General features: G+C 39.0%; 23 protein-coding genes and 1 pseudogene. 11 read left to right on the top strand and 13 right to left on the bottom strand.

Annotation, left to right across the window (positions count from 1 at the left end):
- Nucleotides 1-7: 7 nt before the first annotated feature.
- Entirely contained in the window at nucleotides 8-727 is a 720-nt protein-coding gene (locus tag RV13_RS02415; protein ID WP_010743719.1) for a GntR family transcriptional regulator, read from the bottom strand.
- A gap of 98 nt (nucleotides 728-825) precedes the next feature.
- A complete protein-coding gene (gene celB / locus RV13_RS02410; RefSeq protein WP_010743718.1) occupies nucleotides 826-2,097 on the bottom strand; it encodes a PTS cellobiose transporter subunit IIC in 1,272 nt (423 codons plus the stop codon).
- Between the two features lie 186 nt (nucleotides 2,098-2,283).
- Between celB and RV13_RS02405 the strand changes: the two genes are divergently transcribed.
- The 4 genes from RV13_RS02405 to dapF all read left to right on the top strand — a co-directional run bounded on the left by RV13_RS02405 (nucleotide 2,284) and on the right by dapF (nucleotide 7,246).
- On the top strand, nucleotides 2,284-3,678 hold the full coding sequence (locus RV13_RS02405; protein ID WP_010743717.1) for a glycoside hydrolase family 1 protein: 1,395 nt from the start codon (nucleotides 2,284-2,286) through the stop codon (nucleotides 3,676-3,678).
- Between the two features lie 247 nt (nucleotides 3,679-3,925).
- Nucleotides 3,926-5,080, top strand: a complete 1,155-nt coding sequence (locus RV13_RS02400; protein WP_174520508.1) for a M20 metallopeptidase family protein — start codon at nucleotides 3,926-3,928, stop codon at nucleotides 5,078-5,080.
- Between the two features lie 15 nt (nucleotides 5,081-5,095).
- On the top strand, nucleotides 5,096-6,394 hold the full coding sequence (gene lysA, locus RV13_RS02395) for a diaminopimelate decarboxylase (protein WP_010743715.1): 1,299 nt from the start codon (nucleotides 5,096-5,098) through the stop codon (nucleotides 6,392-6,394).
- A gap of 24 nt (nucleotides 6,395-6,418) precedes the next feature.
- On the top strand, nucleotides 6,419-7,246 hold the full coding sequence (gene dapF, locus RV13_RS02390; RefSeq protein ID WP_010743714.1) for a diaminopimelate epimerase: 828 nt from the start codon (nucleotides 6,419-6,421) through the stop codon (nucleotides 7,244-7,246).
- A gap of 34 nt (nucleotides 7,247-7,280) precedes the next feature.
- Here the strand turns inward: dapF and RV13_RS02385 are convergent, their stop codons facing one another.
- A complete protein-coding gene (locus RV13_RS02385; protein WP_010743713.1) occupies nucleotides 7,281-8,030 on the bottom strand; it encodes a DeoR/GlpR family DNA-binding transcription regulator in 750 nt (249 codons plus the stop codon).
- 279 nt (nucleotides 8,031-8,309) lie between these two features.
- On the opposite strand from RV13_RS02385, the gene RV13_RS02380 reads away from it, so the two are divergent.
- From RV13_RS02380 to RV13_RS20960, 7 genes are all read left to right on the top strand, one after another.
- Complete coding sequence (locus tag RV13_RS02380; protein WP_010743712.1) at nucleotides 8,310-9,005, top strand: ribulose-phosphate 3-epimerase; 696 nt, start codon at nucleotides 8,310-8,312, stop codon at nucleotides 9,003-9,005.
- A 13-nt stretch (nucleotides 9,006-9,018) separates the two neighbouring features.
- Nucleotides 9,019-9,576 carry a 6-phospho-3-hexuloisomerase gene (gene hxlB, locus RV13_RS02375; RefSeq protein WP_010743711.1) on the top strand — a complete coding sequence of 186 codons (558 nt, stop codon included), beginning with the start codon at nucleotides 9,019-9,021 and terminating at the stop codon, nucleotides 9,574-9,576.
- A 9-nt stretch (nucleotides 9,577-9,585) separates the two neighbouring features.
- Complete coding sequence (locus RV13_RS02370) at nucleotides 9,586-10,731, top strand: mannitol-1-phosphate 5-dehydrogenase (RefSeq protein ID WP_010743710.1); 1,146 nt, start codon at nucleotides 9,586-9,588, stop codon at nucleotides 10,729-10,731.
- Between the two features lie 9 nt (nucleotides 10,732-10,740).
- The gene (locus RV13_RS02365; RefSeq protein ID WP_010743709.1) at nucleotides 10,741-11,172 is read left to right on the top strand and encodes a PTS sugar transporter subunit IIA; all 432 of its coding nucleotides are present in this window, start codon (nucleotides 10,741-10,743) and stop codon (nucleotides 11,170-11,172) included.
- A gap of 13 nt (nucleotides 11,173-11,185) precedes the next feature.
- The gene (locus tag RV13_RS02360; RefSeq protein WP_010743708.1) at nucleotides 11,186-12,631 is read left to right on the top strand and encodes a PTS mannitol transporter subunit IIBC; all 1,446 of its coding nucleotides are present in this window, start codon (nucleotides 11,186-11,188) and stop codon (nucleotides 12,629-12,631) included.
- A 182-nt stretch (nucleotides 12,632-12,813) separates the two neighbouring features.
- Nucleotides 12,814-13,713, top strand: coding sequence for an NAD(P)-dependent oxidoreductase (locus RV13_RS02355; RefSeq protein WP_060789283.1), 900 nt, complete (start codon nucleotides 12,814-12,816; stop codon nucleotides 13,711-13,713).
- Between the two features lie 319 nt (nucleotides 13,714-14,032).
- Nucleotides 14,033-14,197, top strand: coding sequence for a hypothetical protein (locus tag RV13_RS20960; RefSeq protein ID WP_010743706.1), 165 nt, complete (start codon nucleotides 14,033-14,035; stop codon nucleotides 14,195-14,197).
- 42 nt (nucleotides 14,198-14,239) lie between these two features.
- Here RV13_RS20960 and rarD read toward each other — a convergent pair.
- The 10 genes and pseudogenes from rarD to RV13_RS02315 form a co-directional block, all read right to left on the bottom strand.
- Nucleotides 14,240-15,131: pseudogene (gene rarD / locus RV13_RS21645) on the bottom strand (EamA family transporter RarD).
- A 130-nt stretch (nucleotides 15,132-15,261) separates the two neighbouring features.
- The gene (locus tag RV13_RS02345) at nucleotides 15,262-15,780 is read right to left on the bottom strand and encodes an HdeD family acid-resistance protein (RefSeq protein ID WP_060789284.1); all 519 of its coding nucleotides are present in this window, start codon (nucleotides 15,778-15,780) and stop codon (nucleotides 15,262-15,264) included.
- A 94-nt stretch (nucleotides 15,781-15,874) separates the two neighbouring features.
- Nucleotides 15,875-16,051 carry a hypothetical protein gene (locus RV13_RS20955; RefSeq protein WP_010743703.1) on the bottom strand — a complete coding sequence of 59 codons (177 nt, stop codon included), beginning with the start codon at nucleotides 16,049-16,051 and terminating at the stop codon, nucleotides 15,875-15,877.
- A gap of 121 nt (nucleotides 16,052-16,172) precedes the next feature.
- Nucleotides 16,173-16,607, bottom strand: coding sequence for a GNAT family N-acetyltransferase (locus RV13_RS02340; protein WP_010743702.1), 435 nt, complete (start codon nucleotides 16,605-16,607; stop codon nucleotides 16,173-16,175).
- 49 nt (nucleotides 16,608-16,656) lie between these two features.
- Nucleotides 16,657-16,836, bottom strand: coding sequence for a hypothetical protein (locus tag RV13_RS02335; protein WP_010743701.1), 180 nt, complete (start codon nucleotides 16,834-16,836; stop codon nucleotides 16,657-16,659).
- 159 nt (nucleotides 16,837-16,995) lie between these two features.
- A complete protein-coding gene (locus tag RV13_RS02330; RefSeq protein WP_010743700.1) occupies nucleotides 16,996-17,253 on the bottom strand; it encodes a hypothetical protein in 258 nt (85 codons plus the stop codon).
- Nucleotides 17,254-17,421: 168 nt separating this feature from the next.
- Nucleotides 17,422-17,571, bottom strand: coding sequence for a hypothetical protein (locus RV13_RS20950; protein WP_010743699.1), 150 nt, complete (start codon nucleotides 17,569-17,571; stop codon nucleotides 17,422-17,424).
- A 122-nt stretch (nucleotides 17,572-17,693) separates the two neighbouring features.
- Entirely contained in the window at nucleotides 17,694-18,164 is a 471-nt protein-coding gene (locus RV13_RS02325) for a hypothetical protein (protein WP_010743698.1), read from the bottom strand.
- Between the two features lie 139 nt (nucleotides 18,165-18,303).
- Complete coding sequence (locus RV13_RS02320) at nucleotides 18,304-18,516, bottom strand: DUF3955 domain-containing protein (RefSeq protein ID WP_192926140.1); 213 nt, start codon at nucleotides 18,514-18,516, stop codon at nucleotides 18,304-18,306.
- Between the two features lie 128 nt (nucleotides 18,517-18,644).
- A complete protein-coding gene (locus RV13_RS02315; protein WP_010743696.1) occupies nucleotides 18,645-19,811 on the bottom strand; it encodes a galactokinase in 1,167 nt (388 codons plus the stop codon).

Below are 19,811 nucleotides of genomic sequence, written 5' to 3'. Positions count from 1 at the left end.
CTGCGGCCTAATTTCCTTTCATATCTAGGAAAGAATAATCGCGAACATCAAAACGATTTCGGCTGCGGGAATATTCGATGGGGTCCCCATTTTGCTGATAGGCGATCTGCCGAATTTCCAGAACAGGATCGTCCACTGCGCAATCCAGATACTTTTGATCGTATTCAGAGCTTTTATCCGCTCGAATTGTTCGGTAAGCACCGGTAATTTTTATACCAAGATCATTTTTGATGTATTGATAAATTGAGGATTCAATAATCTCCTTTTTCAGGTTAGGAACAGCCTGGATCGGCATATAAGTATGTTCCAAAATGAAAGGATTGTCATCTAATACTCTTAGACGAATGATATTATAGACGGGTTCTTCCTCAGATATATGCAATTTCTCTTGAATCGCTGTATCGGGAAACTCAACATTAAACTCGATGATACGGCTTTCCAATTTTCGATTGGCTTTTTCCATTTCCGCACTGAGACCATCATAGTAGGACAAGGCAGAGGTGTCCTTGGTTAAAAAGGGATGGTGTAGAATGGTTGTCCCAACTCCCTTTTTTGATGCAATCAATCCTTCTAGAGTTAAAATCTCTAGGGCTTTTTGAACAGTCATGCGACTGACAGAAAATTCCTTCACCAATTCGATTTGCTTTGGTAATAAGGAGCCAGCAGGATACGTCTCGGTTTTTATTCGGTTTCGTAATGTATTAGCGATTTCTTCGTATTTTGGCATGTAATCACCTCGATATGATTATACCTAAGTTTAAATGTCTATACAATAAATAAAAAAGTTAAGACAAACTTTTTAGGTCTATCTTAACTTACTATTCATTATTCAATATCGAAATTCGGCTGCTTGTCGAGAATGCGTAGGAAAGGATACCAAATAAAGCCGACGATAATGAAATCAAGGACTTGTAATGCCCCTCCTAACCAAGAATTTGTAGCCAAAATACCACTGGCGACGATAGGGACAGTCCACGGAACAGAAACACCGGTTGGTGGAGGTACGATACCGGCAGCCATGACTAGATAATTAATAGTCGTAACAACCAGAGGAGCCAACACCCAAGGAATCAAAATGGTCGCATTTAATACGATCGGCAAGCCAAAGATCGCCGGCTCATTCACATTAAAAATCCCAGGGGCAAGAGCTAGTCTACCCACATCACGGTATTGTTTTTTCTTCAAGACAAAGGCCATCAAAATAACTACAGCCAAGGTCATACCAGAACCTCCCAGTCCTACAGTAAAAGTTTCCATAAATGGTTTTGAGATGATGTGAGGCAACGGATCTCCCGCTTTATAAGCTTCCAGATTGTCTAGCATTAAGGTATTCCAAATTGGATCCATCACTGAATTGACAATAATTTGTCCGTGAAGACCAAAGAACCATAAAAATTGTACTAAGAAAAGAGCCAATAGTGTAGCGGGTAGGCTGCTGCCAAGACCTGTCAAAGGCTTTTGGATTACTTCGTAAATAACATCATGTAAGTTTGCATGGAAAACGCCTGTCATAATTGCATTGACAATTAAGAAAACAGTAAGTGTCATAACGGCAGGAATTAAAGCAGCAAATGATTTTGTTACTGCAGGCGGCACGCCATCAGGCATCTTGATTTGCCACCCTCTTTTAGTAATTCGGCAGTAGATTTCGGCTGCGATAAATGCGGCAATCATCCCAATAAACATCCCTTTTGCACCAAGCCGATCCAACGAAAGAACACCGCCGATTTCTTCACCATTTTCTAGACTCATTACAAAAGGTGTCAAAATTAGAAAGCTGGCGAAAGAAACAGCGCCACCAAAAATTCCTTCTACTTCATATGATTCTGATAAATAATAGCCAATCCCAAATGTAACAAACACAGACATGATGCTCATCGTCGCATTTTGACCGTTACCAAAGAGTTCAGATAACATTCCTTTAGTAGCGTCGTTAAAAAAGGGTAGGTTGTTAATAACAACCACGATTGAACCAAACATGGTCAGTGGAAATGACAACATAAATGCGTCTCTTAATACCGTTAAGTAGCGATTTTGTCCTAGCTTATTTGCTAGAGGCATGATTTTCTCCGCCAGTTTATCCATAAACCCATTCATTCTATTCACCTCTAAAATTTTTTGTAATCGATTACAGATATAATTTAACACGATTGTAAAATTATGTCTAGTCATAGTTTTTAAAATGATTGATTTTTATTTTTAATTTGTTATGATTGGTAAGAGAGATAAAGAGTCATTTTGTTTCGAAGCAGAATAGATGTTGAAATTTAGGAGGAAGAAACGATGAAGTATACATTTCCAGAAAATTTTTGGTGGGGATCGTCAGCAAGTGGACCACAGACAGAGGGAAGATTCGAGGGAGATGGTAAGGGTGAAAATATTTGGGATCATTGGTACAAAATAGAGCCTGAGAAGTTTTTTGATCGAGTAGGTCCAGATAAAGCCTCTCGAGCTTATGAACGATTTCAAGAAGATGTGAACCTGATGAAGCAGACGGGTCATAATTCATTCCGAACCTCTATTCAATGGAGTCGTTTGATTCCAGACGGGGTGGGAGAAGTCAATCAAGAGGCGGTTAGATTTTATAATCGTTATATTGATGAGCTTTTAGCAAACGGAATCGAACCTTTTATAAATCTATTTCACTTTGACATGCCTTTAGCACTTCAAGAAAAAGGTGGATGGACAAATCGAGAGACAGTTGATGCTTATGTAGTTTATGCGAAAACGTGCTTTGAGTTATTTGGGAATCGTGTAAAGAAATGGTTTACGCATAATGAACCAGTTGTTCCGGTGGAAGGCGGATATCTTTATCAATTTCATTATCCGAACCATGTCATTATGGAGGAAGCTGTGATGGTAGGGTATCACGAAAATTTGGCCAGCGCAAAGGCGATACAGGCTTATCATGAAATGGGACTAGCTGGAGAAATTGGTATTATTTTGAATTTAACTCCTAGCTATCCAAGGGATGAGGACAATCCAGCAGATGTAAAAGCGGCTCAAATGGCAGATGCCTTTTTCAATCGTTCTTTTCTAGATCCTGCAGTTAAGGGTGAGTTTCCTAAAGCATTAATCGCAGTGGTGAAGGATTTAGAGATCGTGCCAGAGATACAAGAGGGAGATTTGGAAATCATCAAAAATAATACGGTTGATTTGTTGGGAATTAATTACTATCAACCGAGACGGATCAAAGCAAAGGAAACACTGGTTGATCCTACACATGGCCCCATGCCTGATGATTATTTTGATTATTATGATATGCCAGATAAAAAAATCAACCCTTATCGTGGATGGGAAATTTATGAAAAAGGTATCTATGATATCTTGACGAATGTACGAGAAAATTATGGAAATATTCGTTGTTTCATCTCTGAAAATGGGATGGGTGTCGAAGGCGAAGAGCGTTACATTAACGAGCATGGTCAGATTGAGGATGACTATCGCATTGAGTTTGTTTCAGACCATTTGAAATATGTTCATCAAGCGATCCAAGAAGGAACCAATTGTTTAGGTTATCATATGTGGACTTGCATGGATAATTGGTCATGGACCAATGCCTATAAAAATCGATATGGCTTTATCTCGGTGGATATAAAAAATGATGGCAAGCGAACGATCAAAAAATCCGGTCACTGGTTTAAAACCGTAGCGGATAATCATGGCTTTACAGAATAAAGAACTAGCGAAAACACTATTTTAGTGCTTTCGCTAGTTCTTTATATTAATAGAAGAAAAGTTTATTGCGTTTTACCACAAACGTTCTAAGCAGACAAAATTGAGAAATTTTCTTTCTATATACTGAAAATTTGCGAAACAAATTGATGACCAAAGAAGCAATCTATACTATAATATGAGAAACTATCAATGAGATTCTAATTTAAAGGGCATTATTCTAAGAATTTCTATGGAAATGAGTGAGACGATGATCGATACGGAAGTTAAAGAGCTAGAAGAGTTAGTTACTACCATGCGTCGAGAGCTGCACCAAATCCCTGAGTTAGGTTTGGAAGAAAAGCAAACGGCTGCATATATTCGAAAAAAATTGGCATCCTATGGTGTCAGTGAAACGTATGAAGTCATTGAAACAGGTACGATTGCAGTCCTACGAGGAGAAAAACCAGGGAAAACATTGGCTTTTCGTTCAGATATTGATGCATTGCCGGTCGAAGAACAGACAGGCTATGAGTTTGCTTCAAAAACAGCGGGGAAAATGCATGCTTGCGGGCATGATGGTCATATGGCAACGTTACTGGGGTTTATCGCTTATTTGCATAAGCACCCGGAAAAAGTTCAGGGGACGCTTGTTTTTGTCTTTCAACCCGCTGAAGAAGGACCTGGCGGCGCAGAATTGATTATGAAAACGGGTATTTTACAAAAATTAGGTGTAGAAGAAATCGTTGGTTTGCATGTCTTTCCAGATTTGCCAGCGGGGAAAATTTCTTGTCGGCCAGGACCGATGATGGCTCGTAATGCCGAGGTGACGATCACGATCAAAGGAGTCAGCACTCATGGTGCTCAACCGCAGCTTGGAGAAGATGCGATTGTTGCTGCAGGCGGCGTCATTTCAGGGCTAAATAGTATTTTAGCCAGAAATATTGGTCCCTTAGACAATGTCGTTTTGACTTTCGGCACGATTCACGGCGGAGAAGCGATGAATATCGTAGCGAAGGAAGTCGTTTTGCATGGAACTATGAGAGCCTTTGATGATCAAGTTTATGATGAGGTGGTTCGTCGAACGGAGCTGTTGGCTGGAGAAATAGCGAATGGCTATGGCTGCGAGGCAATAGTTGATTTTAACCATATGTATCGGGTGGTGGATAATGATCCGAAAATGGTTGAGACGCTGGAAAAGGTTTCGGCGGATTATTATGTAGAAACACCGCCATATTTGATTGCAGAAGATTTTTCGATGTATCAGCAAGAAATTCCTGGGATGTTTTTCTTCTTGGGTATTCGAGATGAGGAAAAAGGCTATACGTATCCACTACATAGTGGAAAGATGAAATTCGATGAAGTAAATCTGCTTTTGGGAATTCAGACCTATGTAAATTTGATTGCTGGATTGAATGATAACTAATTGAGGGGGCTTAAAATGGAATTTGAAACAAAAAATGGACATTTGATGTGGGATGGCTGTGACACAGTTGCTTTGGCAGAAAAATTCGGTACACCGCTTTATGTTTTTTCGCAAACGATGATTGAAGAAAAATGCCAAGAATTGCAGCGAGATTTTGTAGATAAGTACGAAAATGTTCGGGTAGCATTTGCTAGTAAGGCATTTTCTACGTTAGCGTTGCTGAAAATTATTCAGCAGCAAGGCTTTTCTCTAGACGTTGTCTCTGATGGAGAGCTCTACACAGCAATCAAAGGGGATTTTCCAGCTGAACATATTGAAATGAATGGTAATAATAAATCTATCGAAGAACTTGAAATGGCGATTGATTATGGTGTTGGCCGAATCATCATTGATAGTCTGCAGGAAGTGGATCTGATTGCGGCGATTGCCAAAGAAAAACAAAAAACAGTGGACATTCTATTTCGAATTACGCCGGAAGTGAATGTACAGACCCATTCCTTTATTTCGACTGGGCAAAAGGATTCAAAATTCGGGATTCCGATTGATGAAGCGATTTTATTCCCACAGATTCAACAGGCGATTGAGACACCGGAAGTGAACTTCCTAGGCTTTCATTTTCATGTCGGCAGTCAATTATTTGATAACCAAGCACATCTTGCTGCAGTAGCTATCGCGTTGGATTTGGTTAAAATGGTGAAAGAACGCTTTGCTTATACAGTAAAAGAGTTGAATTTTGGTGGCGGGTTTGGTGTTCGTTACACAGACGCGGATCAGCCGAAGCCTTTTAGCTATTTTACTGATCCAATGATGGAGAAAGTTCTAGCGTTTTGTGAGGAGGAGAATTTTCCTCAGCCTGCAGTCGTTATTGAGCCGGGACGCAGTATTGTAGCAGAAGCAGGAATCAGTTTGCACAAAATTGGTGCGATCAAAGAGCTTCCTGGTTTGCGGAAATATGTCAGCATCGACGGTGGAATGACAGATAATATCCGCCCAGGGCTTTACGAAGCAGAATACACCGGGATTTTAGCGAATAAGGCTGAGGAAAAAGCTGTCGAAAAAGTGACTGTTTCAGGGAAAGCCTGTGAAAGTACTGATATTTTAGTGAAAGATATCGCGTTGCCAAAGGTTGAGACAGGAGATATTTTCGCTACCTTCTCAACAGGAGCTTATGGGTATTCAATGGCTAGCAATTACAATAAGCTTGCTATTCCAGCAGTTGTATTAACAAAAGCAGGAAAGGCAGAACTGATTGTCAAAAGACAAACATTAGATCAAATTATTCAAAATGAAGAAATTCCAAGTTTCTTAAACTAGAAATACTGAAAGAGAGGCTAGAGCATGAAGGTTCCTTTTTATAAAATGCAAGGCGCTGGAAATGATTTTATTTTAATCGATAATCAAAAACAAAAATTTTCTAGTGAGCAATTAGCGATTTTTTCAGCGCGTGTTTGCACTCGACGTATTTCAGTTGGCGCAGACACACTGATTGCAATTGAAAATGCTCGTGAAGATGGCGACTTTTATGCACGCTTCTTTAATGCAGATGGGTCTGAAGCAGAGATGTGTGGAAACGGAGCTCGTTGTGTTGCTCGTTGGGCTTATGAGACCGGAGTAGCAAAAGATAAAATGGTTATTGAAACGATTGCTGGCAATGTTCCCGCTGAACGATTGGATACTCGAACCTATCGTGTACAATTAAATTCTCCGACTGTTTTCGAAGCAGATAAGCAGCTTTTAGTTGGTGGAAAAGAGGTCAGCATTGATTATGTCGAATTGGGGAATCCAGGAATTCCTCATTTAGTTGTTCATATACCGGATCTTGCAATGACAGAATTAGAAACAATTATTGAGTTTGCTAAAAAGCTGAGAAATCATTCCGCTTTTGAAAAGGGAGCGAATGTAAATTTCTATGATATTTTGTCTGATCAAACGGTCGTGGAGCGCACCTATGAACGAGGGGTAGAGGATTTCACGCTGGCTTGCGGAACAGGTACAGGCTCAACGGCATACGCCTTAACTAAAAAAGGCTTAATTGCAACGGATCCAGTCGTAATCGAGGTTTTAGGCGGACAGCTAAAAGTGAACGTTGTGAACGAAGAACTTTATTTAATAGGGGATACCAATATCGTGGCTGAAGGCACAATATTGGATGAAGACTTAGCGTAAAAAAAGATGACCGAATCTGGTCATCTTTTTTTAGTTAATCGATCAGAACAATTTTTTGCTTATTGTATTCCTTACGCACCTTATCTGGAATTTCCTCAGAAATTAAATAAGTGAGGTCGTCAACCGGTCCCACAATATGGTTGCTGATTGTTCCAAATTTGTCATTCGTAATCATTCCAAGAACTTCAGTAGAGATACGGATCATTTCTCTTTTTATTTCAGATTCCTGCGTAGTCGGGACACTGGTTCCGGCATCTATATCAAGATTATAGATCCCCATAATGTAAAGATCGGCACGAATATTTCTCAGCTGCTTGTAGGCTTGCACACCGATGTTAATCATGGATTGCTTATAAAAAACACCGCCAATGTTTATGATTTCGATATTCGAATGCTGCGCCAATTCGATAGCGATCGGAGGGCTGTTCGTAATAATGGTTGCTCGGAAATCTTGTGGGATTTCTTTGGCTAAAGCTAAGTTTGTTGTACTGCCATCAATAATGATCACGGAGTCTTCTTTTAGAAAGGGCAGTGCTTTCTGTGCTAACTCTTTCTTTCGTTCACTAGCTACAGTTTCTCGATAATTAAAATCCGTAATGGGAGGACCTACACGTAAAGCCCCGCTATGGACTCTTTTTAAAAGACCTTGTCCATCTAATTCCTTCAAATCACGACGAATTGTATCTTCTGAAACGTTGAATCGCTGGCTTAAATCGCTGGCGATAACTTTTTGTTCAATATTTAATAGATCGACAATTTTCTGGTGACGTTCTTCTTTTAACATCTTGCGCACTCCTTCTTGTTTTCTCCTGTTTATCATGCCATGTATGCGTTTTTATGTCAATGTTATCTAGAGTTATACGAGCTAACGTGCACAAACATGCAAATAAAATTAATTTATTTGCATGTTTGTGTTGACTTGCATTTGTTAAGCGGTTACAATGAGCTTGTAAATGAAGGTCACTGTTTTACTAATGACCAACGTTTACAAGACCTTTCAATTACAATCTGCAGAATGTTCAATTGAATAGTAGTGTCATTAAAACGAATGAGGAGAACATTTATGAAAAAGAAAATCATTTTATCGCCTTCAATCATGTGCAGCGATTTGGTGAATCTAGAAAAAAGTATCAGTGAGTTAGAAGCTGTCGGTATGGATACTTTGCATATCGATGTTATCGATGGGTCGTTTAGCCCAAGCATGCCTTTGGGAATAGAGACAATCAAGCGAATGCGGGAAATCACAACGATGGCCTTTGATGTGCATATCATGTCAAATGATAATGAATTTTTTATTGGTGAGATGCTGAAGGTTGGTGTTGAAGGAATCACTTTCCATCAGGAAACGAGCTTACATATTGATCGCTATATTCAATTAATCAAGAATACAGGGACAAAAGTTGGGGTAGCGTTGAATCCGGCAACACCGCTAAATGTTTTGGATTATATTTTACCCGAGATTGATCGTGTGTGTTTAATGTTGATTAATCCCGGCTTTGCGACGAATAAGGCAGAGAAGCAGATTCCTTACGCCTTAAAGAAAATTGCTGATCTTCGTAGGTTGATTGATACGCAAGAATTAGCGGTTGATCTTCAAGTGGATGGGCGCGTTTCACTAGCAACAATTCCAGATTTGTTAGATGCGGGTGCGACAAACTTGGTGTTAGGAAGTACAAGCCTGTTCATTGCAGGAAATACGTTGACAGAAAATCGTCAATTATTGTCTGAAGCAGTGAATAAATCAGTTTTAGTCAGATAGGGAGGAAATGACGTTGGGGTTTAAAAGTGTAGAACAGAAAATCGTCAATGAGATTGCAGCGACTTTAGATAATATTGCCGTAGAAGAAGTAGAAGAGCTTGTTGCGGAAATTGAAAAGGCCGAACGGGTATTTTTCGTTGGTGTCGGTCGTGTATTGCTATCGTTAGAAGGCATTGCGAAGCGTTTGGCGCATTTAGGGGTTCAAACAGTGGTGGTAGGACAAATTACCGAGCCGGCAATCACCGAAAAGGATCTGTTAATTGTTGGATCTGGCAGTGGCGAGAGCTCATTTCCGTTAGCGATTGCAAGAAAAGCGAAAAGCTTTAAAGCAACGGTGGCACATATTGGGTCGAACGGAAATAGCTCAATGAAAGAGTACACGGATTTTTTTATCCGAATACCGGTTCAAACAAAATTGGCTTTGCCAGGTGAGATACCTTCCGTTCAACCAATGACGAGTCTATTTGAACAATGCCTTCTTTTACTAGGGGATAGTATCGCCTTGATGATGGTGGAGGAAAAAGCGATTGATATGCATAGTTTATGGCAGTATCATGCCAATTTAGAGTAGGTGAAGAGGATGAAAGCAGTACATTTTGGCGCAGGGAATATCGGTCGGGGATTTATCGGTCAGCTCTTACATCAAAATGATTTTGAGGTTTGTTTCGTTGATACAAATGAAGAACTGATTCAACAATTGAATCAAGACGACGGCTATTTGGTTGAGATCATTGATGAAAATGCGTCAAGGGATTTTGTGGATCAGGTGACAGCGCTGAATAGTTTGACTGAAACGGATAAAGTGGTTTCAGCGATTGAAGAAGCAGATATTTTAACTACTTCCGTGGGTGCGAATAATCTGGCAAAGATCGCTCCAGTGATCACAAAGGGGCTAAGGAAACGTTTTGAACAGAAGTGCAGCATCAATATTTTGGCTAATGAAAATGTCATCAATGCCAGTGATAGCTTGAAAAATAAAGTCTATGAGTTGCTGTCAGAAGAGGAGAAAATAAGCTTCAACCAGTTTGCTTATTTTGTGAATACGGCTATTGATCGGCAATCCCTTGGAAAAACAGTTAATGGAAAATCAATTGCTGTTGTAGAGCCGTACTTTGAATGGGTAATCAATCGGCAACAACTTGATCCGGCAACCCCCTATGAGCTCAAAAAAGTGGTTTTAGTCGATGAGATGCAGCCGTATATCGAGCGAAAACTGTATATTGTCAACGCCGCCCATGCCGCAATTGCCTATCTGGGAGCCTTGAAAAAGTATCAAACGGTTCAAACAGCCATTCAAGATCAAGCTATTCTACAGGTGGTCAATCAGTTTTTAGCAGAGAATTTGGAATATTTTGTGCAGGAATACCAGTTTGATCGGGAAGAGCTGACGGGTTTTATTGAAAAAACACTGAAGCGACAGGGCAATCAGAAGCTTTCAGATGAGATTTCCCGTGTTGGCGGTTCACCCATCAGAAAATTAGGTCCAACTGATCGCTTAGTTGCTCCAACGGAAAAGCTAGCAGACTTGAAACTCGCTCATGAATCAGGTGTCAAAGTAATCGCAGCAGGTTACCATTATCGAAACGCTGCTGATCCAGAGGCTGACAAGCTGGCTGAGATGATTGAAGAAGAGGGATTAGCAGCTACGATCAAGACGATTTCTAAACTAGATGGAGCGTTGCTTGAAGAAGTGATTGCCGCTTATGAGACGGCAACACTGGTATAGGAGGAACAAATGTTAAAAGAGCAATTAACAGGGAATACAAAATTTGTTGAAACGGTTGGGTCATGGCAAGAAGCCATTCGACTAGGAGCGAAGCCGCTTTTAGCGCAAGGAATTATCGAAGAAGCCTATATAGACGCGATGATCCAAAATGTATTGGACAACGGCAACTACATTATTCTATTGCCTCAAGTGGCGATGCCCCATGCACGACCAGAAGCCGGCAGCAATGGTATTGGAATGACGTTTTTACATTTGGATCAGCCAGTACTATTTCCTGGAGACGAACCTGTAAAAGTTTTATTTACCCTTTCGTCAGATTCACCGGACGGACATTTAGAGTTAATCGCAAACTTAGGCGAGTTATTAAGTGATGAGAAATTATATCAGAAATTATTTGAGGTAGAGACAGAACAAGCGTTGTTGGATTTGGTTAAGGAATAAAGGAGAGAAGGAAATGGATGTAACGAATGAAGGGAAACAAGTATCAATGCGGGCGAGAGTCCAGGCATTTGGCGGATTTTTAACGAATATGGTTTTACCAAACATCGGCGCATTTATTGCATGGGGGATCGCGACCGCGTTGTTCATTCCAACAGGTTGGTTTCCAAATGAATCATTAAATGAATTGGTTAGTCCGACGGTTAGTTACTTATTGCCATTACTACTAGCATATACTGGCGGCCGCATGATTGGAGGTCATCGTGGTGCAGTATTGGGTTCTATTGGAACCATCGGTTTGATTATCGGTTCAGATATCCCGATGTTCATGGGGGCCATGGTGATTGGACCATTGGGCGGTTGGATCATGAAGAAAACGGATGACTTTCTAGATGGAAAAATCCCTGCAGGCTTTGAAATGGTCGTGAACAATTTTTCGATTGGTATTATTGGTTTTATTTTGATGTGTTTGTCTTATTTGGTGATCGGCCCAACGATCCAATCGGCGAATCAATTTGTAACGAGCGCGATTGAAGCGTTAGTTTCGACGGGGTTCCTTCCGTTGCTTTCGTTGATCAATGAGCCGGCAAAAGTGTTGTTTTTGAACAATGTAATCGACCAAGGAGTCTATTATCCATTAGGAATGCAGCAAACCTTAGAAGCTGGAAAATCCATTTATTTCATGGTGGCATCCAACCCTGGACCAGGTTTAGGCTTACTTTTAGCCTATTCTTTCTTTGGAAAGAAAGTAGCGAAACGAACAGCACCTGGAGCGATCATCATCCATTTCTTCGGTGGGATTCATGAAATGTATTTTCCATACGTGTTGATGAAACCGATTACTATTTTGGCAATGATTGCAGGGGGAATGGCTGGGACGCTGACTTTCCAATTGTTGAATGTGGGATTAGTTGCTGGACCAAGTCCCGGCTCCATTTTTTCTTATCTCGCTTTGACGCCTCGCGGCAATTTCTTTGGAGTGATTGCAGGAGTAGCTATCGCAACAGTTGTTTCGTTCTTAGTCACTGCGGTGATTTTGAAGGCAGATAAGACTTCCGACGAGGATGAAAGTTTTGAAGAATCTGTTCAAAAATCAAAAGCAATGAAATCAGAAGGAAAAGAGTTACTAAATAGTGAAAGCAGCAAGTCTGCGAACAGTATAATCGCAAACTTGAGAAAGGTATCCTTTGCTTGTGATGCGGGAATGGGCAGCAGTGCGATGGGAGCGACTACCTTTAAGAAAAAATTGCAAAAAGCGGGCATCACCGATATCGAAGTCAAAAATTATCGAATCGAAGACGTACCGAAAGATAGTGACATGGTGGTCGTTCATCGAGACTTAGAAGAACGGACCCGTAAGGCACATCCACAAATGACCATAGTTACGTTGAAGAATTATTTGCAGGATCCAGCAATCGACCAATTAGTCGATGAAATCGTTGCAGCTAAAACGAAAGAGTAAAAGCATGACACCGGTAAAATTTTATCGGTGTTTTATTATAGGAAGAAAATCGTTATTAAACGAAGCAGAATACCAAGGAAGGCTCTCAAATAAGCAGCTATTCCTTTCGATAATTGATTTTCGTTGACGTGAAAATTCACAGGTCGTATCATGAAGTGAATACGATTATCTAGGAGGCTGACATGATAAAATTTAAGAAGATGGTGGCAATCGAACCAACCAAGTTATTGCCGGAATGGGATGAAAAGTTAAAGGAATTTGCGGAAGAAGCGATTTTTTATGAAGATATTCCAACTGAGTCCGCAGTCATCATTGACCGTATCGGTGATGCAGATTGTGTAATGTTAAGCTTTACAAGTTTTATTGATAAGGAAGTTTTGGATGCTTGTCCCAACATTCGCTATATCGGAATTTGCGCAAGTTTGTATGCACCAGAAAATGCAAATGTTGATATTCGTCACGCGGAGAAGAAAGGAATCGTTGTAACAGGTGTACGGGATTACGGGGATGAAGGCGTAAAAGAATACGCGATCAGCGAATTGGTTCGTTTATTACAAGGACGTGGATCAGCGATGTGGAAAGATGAACCTATGGAACTGACAGATGTGAAAGTCGGGATTGTTGGAATGGGCACCGTCGGCAGTTTACTAGCGCGAACAATGAATTTCTTTGGGATGGATGTCAATTACTATAGTCGAACGCGTAAACCTGAAATGGAAGAAGAAGTCGGAATGGCGTACTTGCCTTTGGATAAGCTGTTAGACGAAGTAGATATTTTAATTACATGTTTGAATAAAAATGTCGTTTTATTAGATGAAGCAGTATTTCAAAAATTTGGCAATGGGAAAATTTTGATGAATGTTTCGATTGCTCCTTCACACGAGGTATCTGCACTAAGAAAATGGTTAGACCAGCCAGGAAACTATGCTTTCAGTGATACTGAAGCTGGTTTGGGTGAGGAAGTGATTGGGTTGCCGAATGTTTTTGCAGGTAAAACAAATGCAGGTCTAACCTCAATGGCAAAAGTACGTTTAGCGCAAAAAGTAATCCAAAATATCGAAGAATTTCAAAAGAATAACTAAATCTTCTGTGAGGAGGTGTGACAAAAGACCTGTCACACCTCTTTTTTTGAATAAACGGTGTTCCATAAGCCAATTCTTCGGGGAAATAAGCCGAAATTTTTTGAAACTGGCCACTTCTCTCACAAGCTCCTTTTTGAGTACAAGTCATAACCATGTAACTAAATGTGACGTTGGTTGTCTTCTTTTTGAAAAAACTTTACTATTATGTTAGGAAATATAACATATGTTATTGAATCTCTAAGAAAAGCTAGGTATGATAAAAATATAAACTAGTTGACGTTTTAAGTAGATGATGGTTGAAAAGAAATGGGGACGAAATATGGAGTATCAATATGTAGTTCAGGTGAAAACGATCGTAGGGGAAATGATCGAGGAAACGTTTGAGACACATCGGGAGGCGCTCTGTTATGCAACGAATTATGGAATAGTCAAAGCAAGTAAAGTATTTAAATCAGGAGAAGTCGTGCATGAGTTTAATTATTAAAACATCTGCTTGAAAACAGAGTAAAAAGAAAGGGATCGCCTATTATAAGCGGATCCCTTTTTTTCGTGAGTCAATAAGATTGCCTAATACAAAAATAAGAATACCTAACCAGATAAAGGCAAAAGCGATGAATTGGGGTAAGGCATACGGTTCATGAAATAAAAAGATGGCCATTGCTAGCATAATGGTAGGATTAACATATTGTAGGAAGCCAAGAGTGATGTAAGATAATTTTTTTACGGCCGTTGCAAAAAGCAGTAAAGGAATCGCCGTAACGATGCCGGCACCTATCAATAATAAATTTGTGTTTAACGAGTAGTTCATAAATCCCGTGGGTGAAAGAAAGAATAAATAAATCAATCCAAAAGGCGCGATAATCAAGGTTTCCAAAGTAATACTAGTAGCCGCACTTAACTTCAGTTGTTTTTTTTGTTAGGCCATATAGGCAGAAGCTAGCGGCCAAGAAGATCGAATTGAAAGGAAAAACACCTGTTTGAATCGTCAGCAGCACTACCCCTGTTAATGCGGAAAGACTAGCAAGCTTTGCCTGTTTAGATAGCGGTTCTTTTAGATAGAGTGCACCTGCCAGTACATTCAACAATGGATTAATATAGTATCCGAGACTAGCCTGCTGCACTTGACCAATCGACACGGTATAGATATAGATTCCCCAGTTTAATGAAATAAAGATAGCGGCGATTATGATCGCTAACGTATTGCGTCGGCTCTTCAGAAGCTCTGTGACCTCTTTGATAAACAAGGGGATTTTTCGTAATATGACTAAGTAGAGAGTCATAAAAATCAACGACCAAATAATTCGGTAAAATAAAATATCGACAGCACCGACGTTTCCTAATAATTTCCAATAAAGCGGCAGGATGCCCCAAATAATATACGCGCCAAACCCATAAGTCAATCCAGATTCTTTTTTCATTGGAACCTCCTAAATAAATAATGTCTTATCATTTTAGCACAAATCATTAAGGAGATTTTCAGAAATAAAAAATTTATGCCGCTTCAAAACAATAAAAAACTAGAGACGATAGCGTCTCCAGTTAAAGTTCTTAAAATGCATAGGCGATCAGTGATATACCAGCCATCATAAAGTAGAAGCCGACTAAGAAAGCGAGTGTTAATGCTGAAGTTACTGGGTTAAATAAAAGCATGAAACCTAGAATAACTCCGATGACATTAAGAATGATGTGGAACCAGTAATACCCCGTACTCTCAAGCCTATAAATTCCTGCGGTCAATAGAGCCACGATAGAATCAACTAAGAACCAAATCGCAAAGACAAAAGGCAAAGCGATTAATCCGGCAGAGATATTAAATAAGAAGAAAATACCAACCAATAAATCAAAGACACCGAGAACGATTAAAAGTGTTGATTTTTGATTTGTAAATTCATGGATTTTCCGTCTAAAGAATAATTCGAAGACACCTTTTAAAATTGCGGAAAGCGCAAAAATATAAACAATTGCAAGTAAGCTGCTTTGGGGATCTCTAAATGAGGCTAAAGCAACGAGAATAAAAAGGATGCCCATTAGAAAATAAGGCCAACTAAAGCTAGATTTTCTTTCCATTTCTTTCACCTCCTTGAGAAAATCTTATCACTTTCTGAAAAAATATGAAAAGAAAATGATCAGATAAAATTCTATTTCAAGGAGAGTCCCCAAATTATTGTCGATTTTGCGCTGCCTTTATTGCTTTAAAGGCATTGATACCGAAAGAAATAAGAAAAAAGAAGCTTGCTAATTTAAGTATTTTTCCATCCTGAAAGGCGAAAAAAAGTGAGACAAAAAAATAGGAAATCGCCAAATAAGTGTACATATTGTTGAAATCTCTCAAATTCATTGTGAACACCTCTTTCTGGGAGTATATTCCTAGATTTCCCTGAGGTCAAAATAGAGGCTCCAAATACTGACTATATCTGTGGGAAGATTGCAAAATGAAAAAATGGACAGCTAATCCAAGATTAGGCCGTCCATTCCATAAATAATTCAATCTCGTTTGTATTTATATCCAACGCTTTTTTTTGAATGATAAACTCATTTTTCAGATAAAATTGAACCGCATGACTATTTTTTTCGTATACATGTAAGCCAAGCTTTGTGTATTCAGACTGTACTTTTTTAAGTAATTGCGTCCCGATTCCAAGCGACTGGAATTCTTCCAGCAGAAATATGCCTGCAATGTAATGATCGATGATCCCAAGAAATCCAACAATTTCATTCTCGTAATAATACAAATAAATATCTGCAGTTAGGAAGGCTTCCTTAACATAGGCGTAATTGTCTTCTAGCCAATAGCTTGCGTCAATAAAATGATGGGCGGACAAATTACTCTTCAGCCAAATGTCAGCAATTTTATCAAGGTCATCCGCAGGTAATTTTTCAAATTCCTTAATCATAAAGAACTCCGTTTTTTGACAAGTATAGCACAATAAAAAAAGCCAATCATTAATCATCGGCTTTTAAGTAGCTATTCATTGAATTTGTAATCGTATCAGAAAAGAAGACAAGCGCAGAACCAATCATCATTAGCAAAAAGCTGCAGTCCCAAAAAACGACATTAAGTATCATAATGAGGATTCCGATGTAAAAAAAGCCATTAGGTTTTACTTGGTTTATCCACTTCATGTAATCGTCTCCTATACTAAAATAGTTAGGATAAAATGCTGGTGGTTTTAGCAATTTTCCTTAATATAAGTATACATGTTAAAAAAATTAGCTGGAATAGGACTTTAGAACGAAATCCAAGAACTAATGTAAAAAAGTCCATCCAGTTTTTTTGGATGACTACGTCTTTGATTTGTCTTTGAATCGTGAAAATAAAATAGCAGAACCAATTACAACTGTGTAATACAAAATAGGTAGGAAAGGTGACTGGAAGCTTTCGAAGTAATAGTAATAAAATACCAATGATCCGCCAGAAAAGAAGCACGCAGCGAGCATTTGAAATAAAGAGGGTCTTTTTTCCGACAAAGCAATTGTATAGGCGCCTAAAATAGCACCTAGTGCACAAAGGGCAAAAGCAACAATATCTTTCGTTAACATAATAACCACCTCCGATTTTATTATACATTATCTCACTTTATAATTTCAGCAAAATCAGTAGGAAAGGTAGAAACAACAATTCCAGAAGCAAAAAAATAAGCACCCACCGTTGTTTACAGTAGATGCTTTCAGTACGAACAGTAATTGTCCATTAGAGAATTACACTCCTTATGCGATTTTTGCTAATTCTTGTACTGCATTTTCAATTGTCGTACCTGTCGCAAATTTGTTTTCGTCTTGTTTGTCGAAAACGATAAATAGATTTAAGTTAGTATCTAAAGTTACGCGGTATTCCAATTTGTTGTTAGTGAATGTCATAGAGCATTCTCCTTTCTCATTTAGTGACGAAAGGCAACTAAAACGTTCATAACGAAATTCCATCATTAAATATACCACAAATTTGAAAAAAATTCTAATAATCAAACTTAATAAAACTATAGTTACTTTAGAGAGTTTATTTTTTTCTGAATCCGTTTTTGATCCATTCGATAGATAACGTTCAAAATACAAAAAACTATCATGCAAAATAGAAATAGAAAGAAGAAACTCGGATGCATTGGATGATACTTTTCAAATAAGTCATAGGAAAAATAAATACTATTGAGTAATCCTGCAAGAGAAACATAAAACCAAGCAGTCGCTTTGTCAAAATAAAGCAGCATTTGACGTAATGTGTCATCACTTAGATGCAAGCTTTTAAAAATACACACAGCTCTATTTTTCTCTTTGTGGATTTTGAGAGGCGGAAAAATCCAGTATAAGGGAGAAATTTTTTTACTTGCTATTTTTGAAGTTACTTGCTTTTTAAAGGCAATAGCTTGAGCAGATAACTCCAGACAGGCTTGATAAAGAGGAAACGTAAACAAAAGCCATACACCTAGAAGACCGCATAAATCAATAAAAAAATCCATAATATCACCTTTTTAAAGAAATGATAGCTTAAGTAAAAAAGAAAATCCAGCGACACACATTTAAAGGCAATCAAGTGAAACTGCTTCGCTGATAAAAAATGACGCTCTTACAAAACTGCAGTCTTGTGAGAGCGTCGTTTTAAAATTTTTGCTTAGTGAATGCGTAAATCGCGGCAAAAATAGATAGTATAAGCAAGAAAAAACCAAAAGGGATGCAAAAGAATGCGGGCTCAATCAGCATACCATTGGAATCAATATAAGAACCAATAAGGGTAGAAAGTGAAAATAATAAAATGCTTAAAAAAAGAAATAAGAAGGATAATCCATACTTCTTCACTAAAAATACCTCCATAATTTTTTAATATCATATAAAAAAATAATTAAGAAAAGGTAAGTGTGACAAAAATGTAAGTGATATCCTCAAAAACGTTGAAACTCCCCTACCTAAAATAGATGGGGGAGTTTCTTTTTGGGGAGTAATTATCCAATTTTTGTTGTTCCGCTGCCAATATGGGCGACATAAAAATCTGGGGCATAGCCGACAATTTTTAGATACACGTCATAGACATTGTTTTTGAAGGTGGCAATATTTTCTTCTTTGACTAAGGCGATTGCACATCCTCCGAATCCTGCACCGGTCATGCGAGCACCAAGTACACCTTCTTGTGCCTGCGCGGTATCAACGAGTGTATCTAGTTCGATTCCAGTAACTTCGTAGTCATAACGCAGAGAATGATGAGAGGCATTGAGCAGTTTTCCAAAAGCTGCTAGATTTCCTTTTTCCAATTCAGCCTTAGCTTCTAAGGTTCGTTGATTTTCAGTTACCGCGTGGCGTGCTCGGCGAGTTAAAGTATCGTCGGCAATTAAAGAGCTATTTGCTTCAAAAGTTGCCACATCTAGTTCACCTAAAGACTGGATGTCTAAGTTTCTTTGTAGACGAGCAAGGGCTTCCTCACATTCGCTGCGGCGCTCATTGTATTTAGAGTCCGCTAGTTCACGGCGTTTGTTGGTGTTCATGATGACAACGGCGTACCCATCGAGTTTCACTGGGACCATTTCGTATTTCAATGTGTTGGTATCTAATAAAATGGCCTGATCCACGTCACCAAATCCAATGGCAAATTGATCCATGATACCAGAGTTTACACCAATAAATTCATTTTCGACTTTTTTTCCTGTTTGAACCAATTCAAGTCGATCCGTTTTCAGATCAAATAAGTCCTCCAGCATCACGCCAACCAATAATTCTAGTGAGGCACTGCTAGAAAGGCCGGCACCATTTGGAATCGTTCCTTCGACTAACAGTTCAAAGCCATGATCAATCGTATGTCCTTCTTTTAGTTTTAAGACCATGCCCTTTACATAATTCGCCCAATTGTCTTTTTTATCGTACTCTAAATGGTCAATATCGAAGGAAATCACACCGATATCATCAAAATTTGTCGAATAAACCAACACTTTTTTATCTTCACGAGGTGCTGCGACGCCATAGGTTCCATAAGTGATTGAAGCGGGGAAGACATGCCCGCCATTGTAATCCGTATGCTCACCGATCAAATTGATTCGACCAGGAGAAAAATATTGTGTCGTCTCTCTTGGACCAAATATTTCAGCAAATTTTGTATTTAATTCGCGTTTAATTTCCAT

Origin of the sequence: Enterococcus raffinosus, assembly GCF_001886185.1 — a bacterium.
In the GTDB taxonomy this organism is placed as follows: Bacteria; Bacillota; Bacilli; order Lactobacillales; family Enterococcaceae; genus Enterococcus_A; species Enterococcus_A raffinosus.
Note: the sequence above shows the minus strand (reverse complement) of the source record. Positions and strands in the feature narration are given on the sequence as shown.